The sequence below is a fragment of the Pimelobacter simplex genome (genome assembly GCF_900114845.1).
Taxonomy (GTDB): Bacteria; Actinomycetota; Actinomycetes; order Propionibacteriales; family Nocardioidaceae; genus Nocardioides; species Nocardioides simplex.
The window spans coordinates 1196068-1214810 of record NZ_FOUK01000001.1 but is presented as its reverse complement, the minus strand read 5'-3'; the positions used below and the strand labels follow the sequence as shown (position 1 = coordinate 1214810).

Here is an 18743-nt window from a genome sequence, read left to right as displayed (position 1 = left end):
CGCCGGCCCGGTGCCGCGAGTGGCTTCACCAGAACCTGCGAGGTAAGGTAAGCCTTACCGAATTGCTCACGGCCGTCAAGCAAGTCCCTGACGTTCCGTCAGATCCGTTCGGGCGTCCGTCGTGCCGCACACCTGCAGCACGACCTGCGCGTTCTCGGGCTGTAATTAGGTGAGCCTAAGCTTGTGTTAGGGTCACCTTTGCCCGAGATGTTGACACTCTGACAGCAAAGAGCAGCGCATGGTTCCCCCGACGACCCGCCCCTTCCGCACGCTGGCCGCCGTCGCTGCCGCCGCCCTCGCGCTCAGCGCCTGCGGTCCCGTGCTCGACGGGAAGCAGAGCGGGTCCGGGAAGGAGTCACCGGGCACCGAGGTCCCCTCGATCGCCGACGTGACCGCGCTGGCGGACCCGAAGGCCTACCAGGGCCCGGTCGACATCAACCTGCCCGACCCGGAGATCCGCCCGGTCGAGGACGACCCGACGCCGCAGCTGCCGGTCACCGTGACCGACGCGCAGGGCACCAAGGTCACCGTCGAGGACACCAGCCGGATCCTCGCCCTCGACGTCTACGGCACGCTCTCGCAGACCGTCTTCGAGCTGGGCCTCGGCGACCGGATCGTGGGCCGCGACGTCTCGTCGGCGTACTCCGAGATCGAGGACCGGCCGCTGGTCACCCAGAACGGCCACGAGCTCAACGCCGAGGCGATCCTCGGCCTCGACCCGACCGTGCTCATCACCGACACCTCGCTCGGCCCGTGGGACGTCGTCCTCCAGGTCCGCGACGCGGGCATCCCCGTGGTCGTGGTCGATGCCGAGCGGAGCCTCGCCAACCTCGCCGAGCTGACCGAGCAGGTGGCCGGCGCGCTCGGCGTCCCCGAGCAGGGCAAGCAGCTCGGCCAGCGGATCGTCCAGGAGGCCGACGCCGTCGAGGCGCAGATCGCCAAGGTCGCGCCGCAGGACGTCACCGGCCAGATGCGGATGATCTTCCTCTACGTCCGGGGTCAGGCGAACGTCTACTACATGTTCGGCCGGGGCTCCGGTGCGGACGCGCTGATCACCGCCGTCGGCGGCTACGACGTCAGCAGCGAGATCGGCTGGAACGGCATGAAGCCGGTCAACGACGAGGGCCTGATCAAGGCCCAGCCCGACGTCGTGGTGATGATGAGCAAGGGCCTCGACTCCGTCGGCGGCGTCGAGGGCCTGCTCGACCAGTTCCCCGCCCTCGCCCAGACGCCGGCCGGCGAGAACCGCCGCGTGATCGCGATGGACGACGCGCAGATCCTCAGCTACGGACCGCGCACCGCCGACGTCCTCAACGCGCTGGCCGTAGCCCTCTACGCGCCCGAGAGCCTGCCCGCCGAGGACCGTTCGTGACCGCGACCGTGCCCGGCCCGGCGCTGCGCGCCGAGGCCGGCGCCGGCCGCGTCGCCGACGGCACCGCCGCGCTCGACCGGCACCGCCGGCGCCGGATCGCCACGCTGTACGCCGGCCTGGTCGGCGCGCTCGTCGTCGCGGTCCTGGTGGCGGGCGGCTCCGGCCAGCTCACCATCCCCCTCAGCGAGATCCTCGGCTCCATCGCGCACCGTCTCGGGATCGACGCCGGGCCGATGCCCAGCCACCCCAACGGCGAGTACACGCTGTGGAACGTCCGCTTCTCGCGCATCGCCATGGCCGTGATCGTCGGCGGCTCGCTCGCCGTCGCGGGCGCCGCGATGCAGGGCGTCTTCGGCAACCCGCTCGCCGAGCCGAGCGTCGTCGGCGTCTCGTCGGGCGCCGCCGTCGCCGCCGGCTTCGCGATCGTCTTCGGCCTGCGCTTCGCCGGCGACTGGTCGATCCCGGTGTGCGCCTTCGTCGGTGGGCTCGTCACGACGCTCCTGGTCTACGCGCTCTCCCGCTCCGACGGGCGGACCGAGGTCGTCACGCTCGTGCTCACCGGCATCGCGGTCAACGCCGTGGCGGGTGCGCTCCTCGCGCTGCTGATGTTCCTCGGCGACACCCAGGCCCGCGAGTCCATCGTCTTCTGGCAGCTCGGCAGCCTCAACGGCAGCCGCTGGACCTATGTCGTCGTGGTCGCGCCGCTCGCCGTCGCCGGCGTCGTCATCGCCCTGGCCTGCGCGCGCAGCCTCGACCTGCTCGCGCTCGGCGAGCGCTCGGCCCGCCACCTCGGCGTCAACGTCGAGGCGCTGCGGATCGTGCTCATCGTCGTCGTCGCGCTGCTCACCGCCGCGGCGGTCAGCTTCTGCGGCATCGTCGCCTTCGTCGGCCTCATCGTCCCGCACCTCGTGCGGATGGTGACCGGCCCCGGCCACCGCACGCTGCTCGTCGCCTCGTTCCTGGCCGGCGCGCTCGTGCTCATCTGCGCCGACACCGTCGCGCGCACCGCCGTCGCCTACACCGACCTGCCGCTCGGCATGCTCACCTCGCTCGTCGGCGGGCCGTTCTTCTTCTGGCTGCTGCGCCGGACCCGTCGCACCTCCGGAGGCTGGGCATGAGCCGCCCCGACACCGCCGTCCTGTCCGCGCACGGGGTCTCCCTCAGCTACGGGCGCCGGCCGATCCTCGAGTCGGTCGACCTCGCCGTACGACGACGCGAGGTGCTCGCCCTGGTCGGCCCCAACGGCGCCGGCAAGTCCACCCTGCTCTCGGTGCTCGCCGGCGACCTGGCGCCCGACGAGGGCGAGGTCCGCCTCGACGGCACGCCGCTGGCGCAGTGGAAGCTGCGCGACCTGGCGCGCACCCGCGCGGTGCTCACCCAGGAGCACAAGATCTCCTTCCCGTTCCCGGCGATCGACGTCGTCCGGATGGGCCGCTCCCCCTGGCGCGGCCGTCCCGAGGAGGACCACGACGAGCGCGTGGTCGCCGAGGCGTTGGCGACCGCCGACGTCGAGCGGCTCGCCGCGCAGCCCTTCGGCCTGCTCTCCGGCGGCGAGAAGGGGCGCACGTCGTTCGCCCGGATCCTCGCCCAGCGCACCGGCGTCCTGCTCCTCGACGAGCCGACCGCCGCGCTCGACATCGGGCACCAGGAGGCCGTCCTCGCCGAGGCCCGCACCCAGGCCGCGGCGGGCGCAGCCGTGGTCGTCGTCCTGCACGACCTGACGCTCGCCGCGGCGTGGTCCGACCGGGTCGCCCTGCTGCACCGCGGCCGGGTGGCCGCCGAGGGCCCGCCCGCCGACGTCTTCACCGCACCGCTGCTGAGCCTCGTCTACGACCATCCCATCGACGTCCTGCCGCACCCGGCGACCGGCGAGCTCCTCGTGCTCCCCGACCGGCGTGCCCTCATCGCGCGGGAGGAGACCGCATGACCCGCCTCTCGGCGGCCGCCGCCCGGCTGCTCACCCTCACCCTGCTCGCCGCCGGCCTCGCCGTCGGCGTGACCGGCACCACCGCCGCCCCCGCCGCGGCCGCCGGCCGGACCACCGTCACCAACGACCGTGGCAGCGCCGCCGCCGACTCCCGCTACCGCACGCCGCTGACCATCCGCGGCAGCGGCTTCCAGGTCGTCAAGGGCGGCTTCGGCGGCGTCTACGTGATGTTCGGCTGGGTCGACGACGCGCGCGGCGGCTCCTGGAAGCCCTCGCGCGGCGGCGTCGTCGGCAAGGACTACCGCTACATCCCCGATGCCGAGAACGCCGCCGCCAACCAGGGCTACCTGCGCTTCATCGCCTTCCCCGGCAGCTCCACCGCCGGTGAGGCCAACGGCACGCTCGCCGCCAACGGCAGCTTCCGGACCACGATCACCGTGCCCGGCCCGACCTTCCAGAGCGTCGACCGCAACGGCAAGGTCGCCACCGTCGACTGCCTCAAGGTCACCTGCGGCGTCATCACCATCGGCGCGCACGGCGTCAAGAACCGCGCCAACGAGAGCTTCACGCCGGTCCGGTTCACCGACGTCTACGACAGCGCGCCGCCTTCGTCCTCGGGCTCGGAGCCGGACGCGCAGACGGGCGCGCAGCCGGGTTCGCCGTCGGGCTCGGCGCCCGAGGACGGCGCAGCGAACCCCGCGACGACCCCCACCGCCGGCGCCGCCACCGGCAAGGTCGCCCCCAAGCTCACCACCGACCGGCTCACCGCCAAGGTCGGCAACACCCTCGCCTTCACCGCGACCGGCTTCCGCCCGGGCGAGCAGGTCCTCGGCGTCCTCGACGACGGCGTCGCCGGGATCGGCCCGATGGTCGCCGGCCCCTCCGGCGAGGTGGCCGGCATCCTGCCCCTGCCCCGGACCCTCACCGCCGGCACCCACGAGCTCCGGCTCACCGGCGCCGCCTCCGGCGGGAGCACGACCGAGCGGTTCGCCGTACGGCCGGCCGACGACGCGCCCGCCCCCGCCGCGGCCGGCACCGCCGACGACGCGGACGACGACCAGGCCCTCGGCGCCGGCCGGATCTTCCTGCTCGTGGCCGCCGCCGTCTTCGTCCTCGCCCTGCTCGGCCTGGCGCTGCGCCTGCTCCTGCGCCGCCGCGCAGGTCAGCACCGCCCGGAGGTGACCGCATGATCCGCCGCCTGCTCCTCGGCCTGGTCGCCGCGCTCCTGCTCCTCGTCGCCGGGCTCGGCCTGCCCGCCGTCGCCGACGACGAGCCCACTGAGCAGCCCACTGAGCAGCCCACCGAGGAACCCACCGAGCAGCCCACCGAGCAGCCCACGGACGACACCGCGTTCGCCGTCTCCGACGCGGTCTTCCGCTGGGGCGTCAACGACGAGAGCAACAACCGCGCCCACGCACCGGGCACCTTCAACTTCCTGTCCGCCGGCAAGGCCCCCGACCCGGGCCGCGGCGGCCAGACCCTCGACGCCGCCGGCCGCTGGCCGACCACCAAGGCGACCGCCTGGCTGGCCCGCTCGGGCAACGTCCGGATCGAGAAGAACACCAGCCGCGGCACCCGCCTGGCCGACTACGCCGGCCTCAAGACCGGCTCCGACGACACCACGCCCCTGGGCAGCCCGACCGCCGGCACCTTCAGCAACCACCAGGTCGTGATCTCCGGCGGCAAGGGCCAGGTCGACCCCGCCGCCGGCACCGCCCGGATCGCCTGGACCGGCTCCTTCACGCTCTTCTACTACTCCGGGATGACCTTCTTCACGGTCAGCGACCCGGTCCTCACCGTCGACCTGGCCAAGGGCACCGCGGCGATCACCGCGACGGCGTCCGGCTTCGCCAGCTCGATGGAGGACATGACCAAGTGGTCGCCGGTCCCCAGCACGCCGATCACCCTGGTCGAGCTCGACGGCGTCGGCGCCTCCCAGCTGGCCGCCGAGAAGGGCTTCACCGGCGTCGCCAAGTACCTCAAGGTGCCCCACAAGCCGGCCGACGGCTCACAGCAGTCGACCAGCGGCGACAGCTGGGGCGCCTTCCCCGCCAGCTTCCTGCGCTTCCTCGAGAAGACCGGCTCCGCGGCGTACTGGTACTCCTCCGGCGGCGCCACCGACGCCTTCAAGGTCGCCAAGCCGGTCCTCGTCAGCTGGGACGCGAAGACCGCCATCACGCCCGAGAAGCCGCCGGTCACCCCCCAGAAGCCCGGCAAGCAGCCCACCAACGAGCCCGGCCAGGTCCCCCCGACGGTCCAGCCCCCGGGCCCGTCCCTGCCGACGACCACCCAGCCCAGCCCGCCGGCCCTGCCGGGCAACGCGTTCGGCACCGGCGCCACCACCCCCGACGCGGGCACGAGCGTCCCGGCTGCCTACGAGCCGCCGGTCGCCTACGCCCTCACCTCCGCCCCCACCTCGACCGACGACCGGCCCGCACGGACCGGCGCGGCCTGGGAGTGGGCTCTCGGAATCCTCCTGCTCGCCGGAGCAGCGGGGATCACCCTGTCCACCCCCCTCATGCACCGCCTGAAAGGAACCCGATGAAGACCGTCCGTAGAGGCATCGCCGGGATCGCCGCCGCTGCCCTCACCGCCGCCGGGCTCAGTGTCCTCGGCGTCGCCACCGCGCCGTCCGCCCATGCGGCGGGCAGCGAGCTCGTCGAGAACGCCACCCTCCGCTGGGGAGTGTCCAACGAGTCCAACAACGCCGGCTTCGCGCCGGGCACCTGGAACCTCTTCTCGGCCGGCAAGCTGGGCGACCCCACCGCCGGTGGCGCGACGCTCAAGACCGCCGACGAGGGCGCGACCTGGAGCAACGGCAAGGCCGCCGGCTGGACCAACCACGCCGGCAACGTCACCGTCGAGGACCTCCAGGCCGGCGGCGGCTACGCCCCGACCACCTTCGACGGCACCCGCCAGAACTCCGCGGGCGCCTCGACCTCGCCGGCGGGCAGCAACGTCTTCGCCGAGACCCAGCTGGTCTTCCGCAACGGCACCGGCCGTGTCGACGCCGCCGCCAACACCGCCAACGTCCAGTGGGACGGCGACGCCACGGTCATCTACTACTCGGGCATGACGTTCTTCTACGTCTCCGACCCCGAGCTCACGGTCAACGCCGACGGCTCGGGCGAGGTCACCGCGACGCTCGACGGCTACGGCACCGACATGGACGACCAGAGCCAGTGGATCGACCTCCCGGCGCAGGAGGTCACCCTCGCCACGCTGACCGGTGTCGACGTCGAGGACCTCGGCCTCACCACCACGCCCGCCTACCGTGGCGTCGAGTACGACGCCCCGGCCGGCGGCACCGCGCAGGTCCGCACCGGCGCCGACTGGGGCTCCTTCCCGCAGTCGTTCGTCGACTTCGTGCAGACCACCGGTGGCGGGCCCTACTGGTACTCGACCGGCGGCTCGGCCGACGGCAAGAAGCCGACCCTCCCGCTCGAGATCAGCTGGACGAAGGTCGGCCCGCCGGCCGTCCAGGTCTCCAAGACCGCGCTGCTCCCCTCGGGCGCCTACCAGGTGACGGTCACCGGCACCGGCTTCGACCCGGCCCTGTCGACCGCCACCCGTCCGCCGCTGGCCGGCAAGCCCGGCGGCACGTACGTCGTGTTCGGCAAGTTCGCGCCGACCTGGCGCCCGTCGCAGGGCGCGCCCTCCAGCGCGCGCAAGGTCGGCAACCAGAAGTGGGCCGTGCTCGCCGCCGACATGGCGACCATCGGCGGTCCGGCCGCCGGCGCCGTCGAGCTGACGCCGCAGGGCACCTTCACCGCGACGCTGACGATCGACAAGGCCGCCATGGACGCCGCGGCGACCGACCCGTCGCTGGTCAACTACGGCGTCTACACCTACCCGGGCGGCGGCGGCAACGCGCCGACGCACGAGACCTACACGCCGATCACCTTCGCGGCCGCACCGGGCACCGCCACCGCGACCGTCACCACCGCACCCACCCGCACCACCGACGGCACCGCCGAGGTCACCGTCGCCGACGCCGAGGGTGGCGCGGGCACGGGCAGCATCGACGTCAAGGTCGAGGACGGCAGCGGCGCCGAGATCGTGTCCGCACCCGCCGCGCTGACGGACGGCAAGGCCACGGTCACCCTCCCCAAGGGCACGCCGGGCGACTACACGCTGAAGGTCCTCTACACGGGCAACGCCAACATCACCGACGCGACCGCCAGCGCCACCTACGCGATCGGCAAGGCGACCGGCTCGGTCAGCACCACGGTGACCAAGAAGCCGACCCCGGCCGCGACCGGCACCGCGACCCTCGAGGTCACCTCCGACGAGACCGCCACCGGCGACGTCCAGCTCCAGGTCAAGCGCGCCAACGGCAGTGTCGTCGCGACCACCTCGGCCCAGCTCCAGAACGGCGCCGCCGCCGTGACGCTGCCCCGGCTGGCCCCCGGCCGGTACTCGCTGGTCGCGAGCTACGCCGGTGACGGCGTCGTCGCCGGCGCGACCTCGACCACGACGCTCGACGTCGCCAAGGTCGCGGCGCGGGTCACCGCCGCGTGGGCCAAGAAGCCGACGGCGCGCAAGGCCGGCAAGCTCAAGGTCACCGTCTCCGCGACCGGCGTCACGGCGACGGGCAAGGTCACCGTGGTGATCAAGAACGCCAAGGGCAAGAAGGTCAAGACCGTGGCCGGCACCCTGAGCAAGGGAGTCGTCACGATCAAGGTGCCGAAGCTCAAGGCCGGCAAGTACAAGCTGAGCGTCGCCTACGCGGGCGACAGCCAGCTGAACGGCGCGAGCAGCTCCGCGAAGGTCACCGCCAAGCGCCGCTGAACGCCCGCTGACGACCTGGCCGGCGGTCCCGACCGGACCGCCGGCCAGGTCGTGTCCCCGCACCGTCCCTGCTCCTGGAAGCCTAGAATCTGACCGTGCCGAAGATCGCCGCCGAGACCCTCCCCGCCCACCGCGACCTGGTGCGCCGCCGGATCTTCGACGCCTTCGGGGCCCTGATGGACGAGCGCAGCTTCGACGCGATCACGATGGCCCAGATCGCCGCCCGGGCGGGGATCGGGCGCACGGCGATCTACCACCACTTCCGCGACAAGGAGGCGGTCGTGGTCGCGTTCGCGACCGAGGAGACCGTCCACTACCTCGCCGACCTGCGCCGGGACCTCGACCTGGTCCCCGACCCGGTGGCCAAGATCCGGGTCTACCTGCGCCACCAGCTCCAGGCCGGGCAGCAGTTCCACACCGGGATGGGCGGGATCCTCTACCACCTCCTCTCCGAGGAGGCGATGGAGCAGATCCACGACCACGTCGCCGCGGTCGAGGAGGTGCTCGAGGAGATCCTCGACGACGGCATCGCCCAGGGCGCCTTCCAGGTGAGCGACCGCAAGGCCGCGATGTCGCTGCTCCACGCGGCGCTGGCGACCCGCCAGCTGCCGCTCGCCGCGGTCGAGGAGTTCGTGCTCCGCGGCCTCGGTCACCGCGACTGACCTCCGGCCCACGCACACTCAGTTAGGGTTACCTAAGAAAAAGTGCGTCCGAGGTATTGACAAGATGTCGACATGTTTCTGACACTTGGTCAAGAAGCATTTCTCTCACCCCGATCTCCGAGGAGCCCGTGCCATGTCCGTGGCCACCACCGTCCGCGACGAGGACCTCACCCTCTCGACCGCCATGCGCGAGGGCTCGCGGTCCGAGCACGAGGCGGCCGAGGGCTCGACCTACATGGCCGAGCTGCTCGAGGGCCGCCTGACCACCGAGGCCTACGCCGCCCTCCTGCTGCGCCTGCGCCGCGTCTACGCCGCGATGGAGGACGCCGTCCGCGAGCGCGCCGACGCTCCCGCCGTCGCCGCCGTCCACGACGCCGCGCTCGAGCGCCTGGCCGCCATCGACGCCGACCTCGCCCACTGGGCGCCCGGCACCGACCCCGCGAGCGTCGTCTCCCCCGCCACCGACGCGTACGTCGCCCGGCTGCGCGCCGCGGCCGCTCGCGACGACCTCGGCGGTGCGCTGCTGGCCCACCACTACACCCGCTACCTGGGCGACCTCTCCGGCGGCCAGGCCATCGGCCGGATCCTCAGCCGCACCTACGGCCTGCCCGAGGGCGTCGGCGTCGCGTTCTACGACTTCGCCGAGATCCCGAAGCCCAAGCCCTACAAGGACGCCTACCGCGCCCGCCTCGACGCCCTGGGCCTCTCCCCGGAGCAAGTCGCCGCGGTCGTCGACGAGGTCAAGGCCGCGTTCGCGCTCAACCAGGCCGTCTTCGACGAGCTCGGTCGCGACATCGAGCACTACCGCGCGGCGTAGTCGGCGCTGAGCCGGGCGGTCAGCCCCGCCCGGCACCCGGCCATCATCCGCCGGTGGTTCCACACCAGCACCGCCCGCCCGACGTACGACGCCGCGGCGAGCGCGCCACGGACGCGCACCTCCTGCCGGAAGTCGAGCCGGGTCCCGCCCGCCACGGGCACCAGCGTGAACCGCGCGAAGCCGTCGAGGTCGCCGCTGACGGCGACCTCGACCACCGGCGGCGTCCGGCTCACCGCGTCGAGCACGAGGTCGAGCGTGTAGGGCAGCGTCGAGCGGCAGCACACCCACGCGGTGTCGGGGCCGAGCCGGGCGACCGCCCGGACCTGCGGCCACCAGCGCGGGTAGTGCTCCAGGTCGGTGAGCACCTCGGCGACGGCGGCCGCCGGCGCGGGCACCACCCACGTCTCGGTGAACTCGAACGAGCGGAGCATCCTTCCATCATGACGTCCCACGAGCAGGTCGTGCGCACGGCCGCCGGCGTCGTCCGGGTGCGGTGCGAGCCGCGGGGCGCCGAGCTCCGCGACCTGACCGCCCACGGGAGCGTGCGGTGGGTCCAGTGGTTCAGCGCCGTCCCCGGCGTCCTCAGCCTGGTCGGCCTGGTCCTCCACCACACCCGCTACCGCCGCGGCTGGCGCGTCGTCGGCCAGGAGGACGGACCCGGCGGCCACCGGCTCGTCCTGGACCGGCCCAGCGAGCAGACCGCCGCCGCCGACGCCGCGCGGCTCGTCACCTGGCTCGCCGACGGCCGCCGGCTGCGCGACTTCCCCCTCACGGCTCACCAGCGCCCCTAGCGCTCACGAGCGCTCAGGGCCGGCGCGCCACACTGGGGGCATGCCGAGCACCGGACTCCCCATCGCCGAGGCCGCCACGACCCTGGGGCTCACCACCGACACGCTGCGCTACTACGAGAAGGACGGGCTGCTCCTGCGCCCGGTCCCCCGCGCCTCCGGCGGCCACCGCCGCTACGAGAACGCCGACCTGCGCTGGATCGAGCTCGTCACCCGGCTGCGCTCGACCGGGATGCCGATCCGCGACGTCCGCCGCTACGCCGACCTGGTGCGTTCCGGCGAGGGCAACGAGGAGGACCGGCTGGCGCTGCTCCAGGCGCACCGCGAGCAGGTGCTGCGCCAGCTCGCCGAGGTGACCCAGCACCTGGCCGCCATCGAGCACAAGATCGGCCTCTACACCGACTGCGTCCTGGAGCGCAGCGCCGACCTGGAGCGCAGCGCTTGACCTGGAGCGCGCTCCAAGGAGTTGGCTGGTGGTCATGACGAACTCGACCCGCACCCTCGGTACGACGTCCTCCCTCACGGTCTCCGCCCTCGGCCTCGGCTGCATGGGCATGTCCGACTTCTACGGCACCCCCGACGAGGCCGGCGGCATCGCGACCATCCACCGCGCGCTCGACCTCGGGATCACCTTCCTCGACACGGCCGACATGTACGGCCCCTTCACCAACGAGCAGCTCGTCGGCAAGGCGATCGCCGGACGCCGCGACGAGGTCCAGCTCGCCACCAAGTTCGGCGTCGAGCGCGCCCCCGACGGCGAGCGGCGCGGCATCAACGGCAGCCCGGAGTACGTCCGCGCCGCCTGCGACGCCTCGCTGCAGCGGCTCGGCGTCGACCACATCGACCTCTACTACCAGCACCGCGTCGACCAGAACGTCCCGATCGAGGAGACCGTCGGCGCGATGAAGGAGCTCGTCGAGGCCGGCAAGGTCCGCCACCTCGGGCTGTCCGAGGCGTCGGCCGACACCATCCGCCGTGCCCACGCCGTGCACCCCATCACCGCGCTCCAGACCGAGTACTCGCTCTTCACCCGCGACCTCGAGGACGAGATCCTCCCGACGGTCCGCGAGCTCGGCATCGGCCTGGTCCCCTACTCCCCGCTCGGCCGCGGCATCCTCACCGGCGCCGTCGGCGCCGAGGGCTTCGGAGCCGGCGACAGCCGCTCGTCGGCGTACTTCCCGCGGTTCCAGGGCGACAACCTCGCCACCAACCTCGGCCTCGTCGACCAGGTCCGCCGCCTCGCCACCGAGCACGGCTGCACGCCGGGCCAGCTCGCGCTCGCCTGGGTGCTCGCCCAGGGCGACGACGTCGCGCCGATCCCCGGCACCAAGCGGGTCGCCTACCTCGAGGAGAACGCCGGCGCCCGCGACGTCGTGCTCACGGCCGACGACCTCGCGGCGCTCGACGCGGCGGTCCCGCGCGACGCCGTCGCGGGCGAGCGCTACGGCGACATGAGCACCATCGACGCCTGAGCGACCGCACATGCCCTAGCGTGCGGGTCATGACCACGCCCGACGTCGACGTCCTCATCACCCGCGCCCGCGGCTGGCTCGCCGAGGACCCTGACGAGCAGACCCGCAGCGAGCTCACCGGCATCATCGAGGCCGCCGAGGCTGGCGACGCGGACGCTGGGGCCGACCTCGCCGACCGCTTCCGCGGCACCCTGGAGTTCGGCACGGCAGGCCTGCGCGGCGCGCTGGGGGCCGGGCCCAACCGGATGAACCGGGTCGTGGTGATCCGGGCGGCGGCCGGCCTGGCGTCGTACCTCCTCGCGGAGGGGACGGCGCCGGGCTCGCCCGTCGTCATCGGGTACGACGCCCGGCACAACTCCGACGTCTTCGCGCGCGACACCGCCGAGGTGATGGCCGGCGCGGGGCTGGTGCCGCTGCTCCTCCCCCGGCCGCTGCCGACGCCGCTGCTGGCGTTCGCGATCCGCGAGCTCGGCTGTGCCGCCGGGGTGATGGTGACCGCGAGCCACAACCCGCCGCAGGACAACGGCTACAAGGTCTACCTCGGCGACGGCAGCCAGATCGTGCCGCCTGCCGACACCGGCATCGCCGCCGCGATCGCGGCCGTCGGCCCGCTCGCGTCAGTGCCCCGGCCCGCGCTGTCGACGACCTCCGGGCGGGTGCTCGACGACAGCATCGTCGACGCCTACCTCGACACCGTCGCGAGCGTCGCCGCCGACGGTCCGCGCGACCTCGCCGTCGTCTACACGCCGCTGCACGGCGTCGGCGGCAGCGTGCTGCCCCTCGTCCTCGAGACGGCCGGCTTCGCCGCGCCCGCCGTGGTCACCGAGCAGGAGCAGCCCGACCCCGACTTCCCGACGGTCGCCTTCCCCAACCCCGAGGAGCCGGGCGCGATCGACCGCGCCGTCGCGCTGGCCGAGAAGGTCGGCGCCGACCTGGTCGTCGCCAACGACCCCGACGCCGACCGCTGCGCGGCGGCCGTCCCGGGGGCCGACGGCTGGCGGATGCTGCGCGGCGACGAGGTCGGTGCCCTGCTCGCCGACCACCTGCTGCGCACCGGCCGCACCGGCGTCTACGCCACGTCGATCGTGTCGTCGTCCCTGCTCGGCACGATGGCCGCCGCGCACGGTCAGCCCTACGCCGAGACGCTCACCGGCTTCAAGTGGATCGGCCGCCTGCCCGACCTGGCGTTCGGGTACGAGGAGGCGCTCGGCTACTGCGTCGACCCCGAGCACGTCGCCGACAAGGACGGCGTCTCCGCGGCGCTCCTGCTCTGCGAGGTGGCTGCGCAGGCGAAGGCCGACGGGCGCTCGCTGCTCGACCTGCTCGACGACATCGCGATCGCCTACGGCCTCCACGCCACCGACCAGCTCTCGGTCCGGGTCACCGACCTCGCCGAGATCGGTGCCGCCATGGGCCGGCTGCGCGACGCTCCGCCCACCACGCTCGGCGGCTCCGCGGTCACCGGCGCCGACGACCTCACCGCCGGCTCGGCCGAGCTGCCCCCCACCGACGGGCTGCGCTACCGCACGGCCGACGGCAGCCGGGTCGTCGTCCGGCCGAGCGGCACCGAGCCCAAGCTCAAGTGCTACCTCGAGGTCGTCGTCCCCGTGGTCGACGGCGACGTCGCCACCGCCCGCGCCGAGGCCGCGACCCGGCTCACCGCGCTGCGCACCGACATCGCGGCCGCCGCGGGGATCTAGCTGATCGAGACCGCGTCGACGACGAAGACCAGCGTCTCGTTGGGCGCGACGCCGTTGCCGCCCTGGCCGTAGCCCAGGTCCGGCGGGACGACGAGCAGCCGGCGGGTGCCCTTCTGGACGCCGATCAGGCCCTGGTTCCAGCCGTCGATGACCGGCGCACTGCCCAGGTTCTCGAGCGGGAAGGTCTGGCCGCGGTCGAAGGAGCTGTCGAGCACCTGCTTGTTCGACCAGGTCACCAGGTGGTAGTTCGTCTCGACCGTGTCGCCCGCCTTCGCCTCCGGACCGGTGCCGGTGACCAGGTCCTTGCTCAGCAGCGTGGTCGGCGCGGTGCAGTCGTCGGGCACGGTGATCGTCGGCTTCGCGCCGAACTCGCCCTCGACCTCGATGTCGTCGACCGTGCACTCCTCGCCCGCGGCGGCGGGGGCGTCGTCGGACGGGCTGGCGGACGACGTGTCGGACGCCTTGTCGTCACCTGAGTCCCCACAGGCACTCGTGGCGAGCACGGACAGGGACACGAGGGCGGCGGCGACGAGCCGGGCACGGGTCTGCATGGGGTGCAGCCTACGAACAGCGCGCAACGCTCAGCCGACGAAGGCCAGCACGATCGTCGCGAGGGCGAGCACGGCGAGCGCCACGATCTCGGGCCAGGCCCAGGCCTGGCGCACCGGTGCCTGCTCGGCGCCGCGCTCCTTCGACTCCGCCGCGCGGCGGCGCAGCTTGTCCTCGATGAGCCAGCCCATGGAGTGACGCTCGTGGGCGGCGCCGTCGGGGAGGCGCTGGTCGCGGGCCTGGATGCGCCGCGAGCGACCGAAGCCGCTGCCGACGTACTTGGCCTCGTCGGTCTGGACCACCGTCACCTGGGCGACCTGGACCGACGTGATCCGGCCGTAGGGGACCCAGTGCGTCCGGAGGATGTTGCGCAGCTCGACGACGTCCCCGTGCAGGCGCACGGCCGGTCGGATCATCACCGCCCAGATCAGGACGGCGACGAGCCCGAGGAGCGCGAACCCCCACGGGGCGAAGCCCGACTCGCGATCGACGGCGCCGTAGACGATCGCCCCCACCGTCAGGACCAGGCCGACCACACCGATGGCCAGCCCACCCGAGCTGTAGCGCTCGACCTTCTCGACACCTTCGTTCCGCACAGCTACCAACCCTATGCTGGGCAGATGCCGACCACCGCCCCCACCGGTCCCGCACCGGGACTCGCGGCGTACGCCGACGTCACCACGAGCGACGCGACGCTGCGCCGGTTCCTCCACGGCCTGCCCGGCGTCGACCAGGTCGGCGCCGAGGCGCGGGCCGCCGCGCTCGGGACCCGCTCGATCAAGACCACGGCGAAGGCGTGGGCGCTCGACCTCGCGATCCGGATGGTCGACCTCACCACGCTCGAGGGCCAGGACACCCCCGGCAAGGTCCGCGCGCTCGCCAGCAAGGCGCTGCGCCCCGACCCGGCCGACCCGTCGTGCCCCTCGGTGGCGGCGGTCTGCGTCTACGGCGACCTGGTCGGCGACGTCAAGGCGATCGTCGGCGACGCCGTCAACGTGGCCGCCGTCGCGACGGCCTTCCCCAGCGGGCGGGCCTCGATGGAGGTCAAGCTCGCCGACACCCGCGACGCAGTGGCCAACGGTGCCGACGAGATCGACATGGTGATCGACCGCGGCGCCTTCCTGGCCGGTCGCTACCTGCAGGTCTTCGACGAGATCGTCGCGACGCGTGAGGCCTGCGCCCGCGCCGACGGCTCGCACGCCCACCTCAAGGTGATCTTCGAGACCGGCGAGCTGCAGACCTACGACAACGTACGACGCGCCTCCTGGCTGGCGATGCTGGCCGGCGCCGACTTCATCAAGACCTCCACCGGCAAGGTGCAGCCGGCCGCGACGCTGCCGGTGACCCTGGTGATGCTCGAGGCCGTGCGCGACTTCCGCGAGGCGACCGGCGTCCAGATCGGCGTCAAGCCCGCAGGCGGCATCCGCACCACCAAGGACGCGATCAAGTACCTCGTCATGGTCAACGAGATCGCCGGCGACGACTGGCTCGACCCGGACTGGTTCCGGTTCGGCGCGTCCACGCTGCTCAACGACCTGCTCATGCAGCGCACGAAGATGACCACCGGCCGCTACAGCGGTCCCGACTACTTCACCCTGGACTGAGGGCTCAGACAATGGCGTTCGAGTACGCACCGGCTCCGGAGTCGCGGAGCATCGTCGACATCAAGCCGTCCTACGGCCTCTTCATCGACGGCGAGTTCGTCGACGGCCGCGGCACGTCCTTCAAGACGATCAACCCCGCCACCGAGGAGACCCTCGCCGAGGTCGCCGAGGCCTCCGAGGCCGACGTCGACCTGGCCGTCAAGGCCGCCCGCCGCGCGTTCCGCGGCTGGTCGCGGATGTCGGGCAAGGAGCGGGCCAAGTACCTCTTCCGGATCGCCCGGATCCTCCAGGAGCGCGGCCGCGAGCTCGCCGTCCTCGAGTCGATCGACAACGGCAAGCCGATCAAGGAGAGCCGCGACGTCGACGTCCCGATCGTCGCCGCGCACTTCTTCTACTACGCCGGCTGGGCCGACAAGCTCGACTACGCCGGACTCGGCCCCAACCCGCAGCCTCTCGGCGTCGCGGGTCAGGTGATCCCGTGGAACTTCCCGCTGCTCATGCTGGCCTGGAAGATCGCGCCGGCGCTGGCGTGCGGCAACACCGTCGTCCTCAAGCCGGCCGAGACCACCCCGCTGACCGCCCTGCTGTTCGCGGAGATCTGCCAGCAGGCCGACCTGCCGCCGGGCGTCGTCAACATCGTGACCGGCGCGGGCAGCACCGGCCAGGCGGTCGTGGGCCACCCCGACGTCGACAAGGTCGCGTTCACCGGCTCGACCGACGTCGGCAAGGCGATCGCCCGCGCGGTCGCCGGCACCGACAAGAAGGTCACCCTCGAGCTGGGCGGCAAGGCCGCCAACATCGTGTTCGACGACGCCCCCATCGACCAGGCGGTCGAGGGCATCGTGGGCGGCATCTTCTTCAACCAGGGGCACGTCTGCTGCGCCGGCTCGCGCCTGCTCGTGCAGGAGTCCGTCGCCGACGAGGTGCTGTCCCGCCTCAAGCGGCGGATGGGCACCCTGCGCGTGGGCGACCCGCTCGACAAGAACACCGACATCGGCGCGATCAACTCGGCCGAGCAGCTGGCCCGCATCCGCGAGCTGTCCGACATCGGCGAGTCCGAGGGCGCCGAGCGCTGGGCGCCGCCGTGCGACCTGCCGTCGTCCGGCTTCTGGTTCCCGCCGACGATCTTCACCGGCGTCACCCAGGCCCACCGGATCGCCCGCGAGGAGGTCTTCGGACCGGTCCTCTCGGTGCTGACCTTCCGCACCCCGGCCGAGGCCGTCGAGAAGGCCAACAACACGCCGTACGGCCTGTCGGCGGGCGTGTGGACCGAGAAGGGCTCGCGGATCCTGCACATGGCCTCGCAGCTGCGCGCCGGCGTGGTGTGGGCCAACACGTTCAACAAGTTCGACCCGGCCAGCCCGTTCGGTGGCTACAAGGAGTCCGGCTACGGCCGCGAGGGCGGACGCCAGGGTCTCGCCGCGTACCTCAAGGGAGCTGACCTCTGATGGCCCGCATCGACGTGCGCAAGACCTACAAGCTCTACATCGGCGGGGCCTTCCCCCGCTCCGAGTCGGGCCACTCCTACGAGGTCACCGACAGCAAGGGGAAGTTCGTGGCCAACGCCGCCCTCGCCTCCCGCAAGGACGTCCGCGACGCCGTCGTCGCCGCCCGCAAGGCGGCCGCGGGCTGGGCCGGCCGCACGGCGTACAACCGCGGGCAGATCCTCTACCGGATCGCCGAGGTCATGGAGGACCGCCGTCCCCAGTTCGAGGAGGCGGTGCGCCAGTCCGAGGGCGTCACCGCGGCCGTCGCGCGCGGCCAGGTCGACGCCGCCGTCGACCGCCTCGTCTGGTACGCCGGCTGGGCCGACAAGCTCGCCCAGGTGATCGGCAACGCCAACCCGGTCGCGGGCCCGTTCTTCAACCACACCGCCCCCGAGCCGACCGGCGTGGTCGGCGTCCTGGCCCCCCAGGAGTCGTCGCTGCTCGGCCTCGTCTCGGTCGTCGCGCCGGTCGTCGTGACCGGCAACGTCGCGGTGGTCGTGTCGTCGTACGAGCGGCCGCTGCCGGCGGTCACCTTCTCCGAGGTGCTCGCGACCTCCGACGTCCCCGGTGGCGTGGTCAACATCCTCACCGGCGACGCCGCCACCCTCGGCCCGTGGCTCGCCGCCCACATGGACGTCAACGCCATCGACCTCGGCGGCGTGGCCGGCGACACCGAGCTCGCCACCTCCCTCGAGGTCGCGGCGGCCGACAACCTCAAGCGGGTCCGCCGGGCCCCGGCTGCCGAGCCCGACTGGGCCGCCGAGCCGGACCTGTCCGCGATGACCGCGTTCGTCGAGGCGAAGACGGTGTGGCACCCGATCGGGATCTGAGCCAGGCCCGGCGCCGGCGCGTCTACTTCTGGATGATGGGGACCTGCGCGGTCCTCATCGTCCTGGCCTGGAACGTCGTCCGGCTCTTCTCGACGCCGCTCGCGGTGGCGATGAGCGTGGTCGCCGCCGTGATCCCGCCGGTCGCGGTGATCCTGGCGAACCGGGGCGCACTCGGCGGCGACGGGGACGACGGGGACGGCAGGGACGATGACGAGCGGCGGTGACCTCGAGCTGACGCTCGACGAGCTCCGCGCCGTGGCCCGCTACGCCGCGGACGCGGCGGCCGAGGTGCTGCCGGTCTTCGAGGCCGCGTGCCCCGACGACCCGCGTCCGCGCGCCGCCCTCGACGCCGCCCGGGTCTTCGTCGGCGGCGCGCCCCGCACCCGGCTCCAGCGGGTCACCTCGATGGACGCCCACCGGGCCGCCGCCGACGCCCCCACCGAGACCGCCCGGCTCGCCGCCCAGGCCGCGGGCGACGCCGCCTCGGCGGCGTACCTGCACCCGATCGCGAAGGCGCACCAGGTCGCGCACCTGCTCCGCGCCTCGGCCAACGCCGCCCGGATCGCCGAGCTCGCCGCCGGCGACGACCCGGCCGCCGGTCTCGCCGCCGTCGAGCGGGCGCGCGCGCTCGCGACGCCCACGGTGGTCGAGGTGCTGCGCCGCTATCCCCCGGCGCCCGCGGGCCGGAGCCGCCCGGCGGTGCTGATGGCCGCGCTCGACGCCGCGCTGCGCCGCTGAGGGCCC

The 18743-nt window shown here is 73.3% G+C and carries 20 protein-coding genes; 17 read left to right on the top strand and 3 right to left on the bottom strand.

Going from position 1 to position 18743, the window contains the following annotated elements; all coding sequences use genetic code 11:
• Positions 1-238 precede the first annotated feature (238 nt).
• The 8 genes from BM223_RS05905 (at position 239) to BM223_RS05870 (ending at position 9569) form a co-directional block, all read left to right on the top strand.
• Positions 239-1372 carry a heme/hemin ABC transporter substrate-binding protein gene (locus BM223_RS05905; RefSeq protein WP_038680864.1) on the top strand — a complete coding sequence of 378 codons (1134 nt, stop codon included), beginning with the start codon at positions 239-241 and terminating at the stop codon, positions 1370-1372.
• The gene (locus tag BM223_RS05900; protein ID WP_235318979.1) at positions 1369-2490 is read left to right on the top strand and encodes a FecCD family ABC transporter permease; all 1122 of its coding nucleotides are present in this window, start codon (positions 1369-1371) and stop codon (positions 2488-2490) included. Before BM223_RS05905 ends, BM223_RS05900 begins: the two co-directional genes overlap by 4 nt.
• Positions 2487-3299, top strand: a complete 813-nt coding sequence (locus BM223_RS05895) for a heme ABC transporter ATP-binding protein (RefSeq protein WP_052138924.1) — start codon at positions 2487-2489, stop codon at positions 3297-3299. The genes BM223_RS05900 and BM223_RS05895 overlap by 4 nt, the downstream gene beginning before the upstream one ends.
• Positions 3296-4489, top strand: a complete 1194-nt coding sequence (locus BM223_RS05890) for a hypothetical protein (RefSeq protein WP_052138925.1) — start codon at positions 3296-3298, stop codon at positions 4487-4489. The genes BM223_RS05895 and BM223_RS05890 overlap by 4 nt, the downstream gene beginning before the upstream one ends.
• Positions 4486-5844, top strand: coding sequence for a PT domain-containing protein (locus BM223_RS30025; protein WP_052138926.1), 1359 nt, complete (start codon positions 4486-4488; stop codon positions 5842-5844). Before BM223_RS05890 ends, BM223_RS30025 begins: the two co-directional genes overlap by 4 nt.
• The gene (locus tag BM223_RS05880) at positions 5841-8090 is read left to right on the top strand and encodes an Ig-like domain-containing protein (protein WP_052138927.1); all 2250 of its coding nucleotides are present in this window, start codon (positions 5841-5843) and stop codon (positions 8088-8090) included. The genes BM223_RS30025 and BM223_RS05880 overlap by 4 nt, the downstream gene beginning before the upstream one ends.
• A 95-nt stretch (positions 8091-8185) precedes the next feature.
• Positions 8186-8752, top strand: a complete 567-nt coding sequence (locus tag BM223_RS05875; protein ID WP_038680866.1) for a TetR/AcrR family transcriptional regulator — start codon at positions 8186-8188, stop codon at positions 8750-8752.
• 133 nt (positions 8753-8885) lie between these two features.
• Positions 8886-9569, top strand: a complete 684-nt coding sequence (locus tag BM223_RS05870; RefSeq protein WP_038680867.1) for a biliverdin-producing heme oxygenase — start codon at positions 8886-8888, stop codon at positions 9567-9569.
• Here BM223_RS05870 and BM223_RS05865 read toward each other — a convergent pair.
• Positions 9554-10000 (bottom strand): SRPBCC family protein, encoded by a 447-nt coding sequence (locus BM223_RS05865; RefSeq protein ID WP_038680869.1) that lies wholly within the window; start codon positions 9998-10000, stop codon positions 9554-9556. The two genes, BM223_RS05870 and BM223_RS05865, sit on opposite strands and share 16 nt — an antisense overlap.
• A 9-nt stretch (positions 10001-10009) precedes the next feature.
• Here BM223_RS05865 and BM223_RS05860 point away from each other — a divergent pair, with 9 nt between their 5' ends.
• From BM223_RS05860 to BM223_RS05845, 4 genes are read left to right on the top strand one after another with little or no spacing between them, the layout of a single operon-like run.
• Entirely contained in the window at positions 10010-10360 is a 351-nt protein-coding gene (locus BM223_RS05860) for a hypothetical protein (RefSeq protein WP_038680871.1), read from the top strand.
• A gap of 40 nt (positions 10361-10400) precedes the next feature.
• Entirely contained in the window at positions 10401-10802 is a 402-nt protein-coding gene (locus tag BM223_RS05855) for a MerR family transcriptional regulator (RefSeq protein ID WP_038680873.1), read from the top strand.
• Between the two features lie 34 nt (positions 10803-10836).
• Complete coding sequence (locus tag BM223_RS05850; protein WP_038685103.1) at positions 10837-11829, top strand: aldo/keto reductase; 993 nt, start codon at positions 10837-10839, stop codon at positions 11827-11829.
• A 29-nt stretch (positions 11830-11858) separates the two neighbouring features.
• Positions 11859-13529 carry a phospho-sugar mutase gene (locus BM223_RS05845; protein WP_038680875.1) on the top strand — a complete coding sequence of 557 codons (1671 nt, stop codon included), beginning with the start codon at positions 11859-11861 and terminating at the stop codon, positions 13527-13529.
• Here BM223_RS05845 and BM223_RS05840 read toward each other — a convergent pair.
• Both BM223_RS05840 and BM223_RS05835 read right to left on the bottom strand, forming a co-directional pair.
• Complete coding sequence (locus BM223_RS05840; RefSeq protein WP_038680877.1) at positions 13526-14080, bottom strand: FKBP-type peptidyl-prolyl cis-trans isomerase; 555 nt, start codon at positions 14078-14080, stop codon at positions 13526-13528. The genes BM223_RS05845 and BM223_RS05840 overlap by 4 nt on opposite strands.
• Before the next feature lie 30 nt (positions 14081-14110).
• Complete coding sequence (locus tag BM223_RS05835) at positions 14111-14674, bottom strand: hypothetical protein (protein WP_038680878.1); 564 nt, start codon at positions 14672-14674, stop codon at positions 14111-14113.
• Positions 14675-14698: 24 nt separating this feature from the next.
• On the opposite strand from BM223_RS05835, the gene deoC reads away from it, so the two are divergent.
• From deoC to BM223_RS05810, 5 genes are read left to right on the top strand one after another with little or no spacing between them, the layout of a single operon-like run.
• The gene (deoC, locus tag BM223_RS05830) at positions 14699-15682 is read left to right on the top strand and encodes a deoxyribose-phosphate aldolase (protein WP_038680880.1); all 984 of its coding nucleotides are present in this window, start codon (positions 14699-14701) and stop codon (positions 15680-15682) included.
• An 11-nt stretch (positions 15683-15693) separates the two neighbouring features.
• Positions 15694-17130, top strand: a complete 1437-nt coding sequence (locus BM223_RS05825) for an aldehyde dehydrogenase family protein (protein ID WP_038680882.1) — start codon at positions 15694-15696, stop codon at positions 17128-17130.
• Positions 17130-17999, top strand: a complete 870-nt coding sequence (locus tag BM223_RS05820; protein WP_038680884.1) for an aldehyde dehydrogenase family protein — start codon at positions 17130-17132, stop codon at positions 17997-17999. Before BM223_RS05825 ends, BM223_RS05820 begins: the two co-directional genes overlap by 1 nt.
• Positions 17978-18223: a DUF3099 domain-containing protein gene (locus BM223_RS05815; protein WP_038680886.1), complete on the top strand. Its 246-nt coding sequence runs from the start codon at positions 17978-17980 to the stop codon at positions 18221-18223. The genes BM223_RS05820 and BM223_RS05815 overlap by 22 nt, the downstream gene beginning before the upstream one ends.
• The gene (locus tag BM223_RS05810; RefSeq protein WP_038680888.1) at positions 18207-18737 is read left to right on the top strand and encodes a putative immunity protein; all 531 of its coding nucleotides are present in this window, start codon (positions 18207-18209) and stop codon (positions 18735-18737) included. The genes BM223_RS05815 and BM223_RS05810 overlap by 17 nt, the downstream gene beginning before the upstream one ends.
• Positions 18738-18743: the final 6 nt, after the last annotated feature.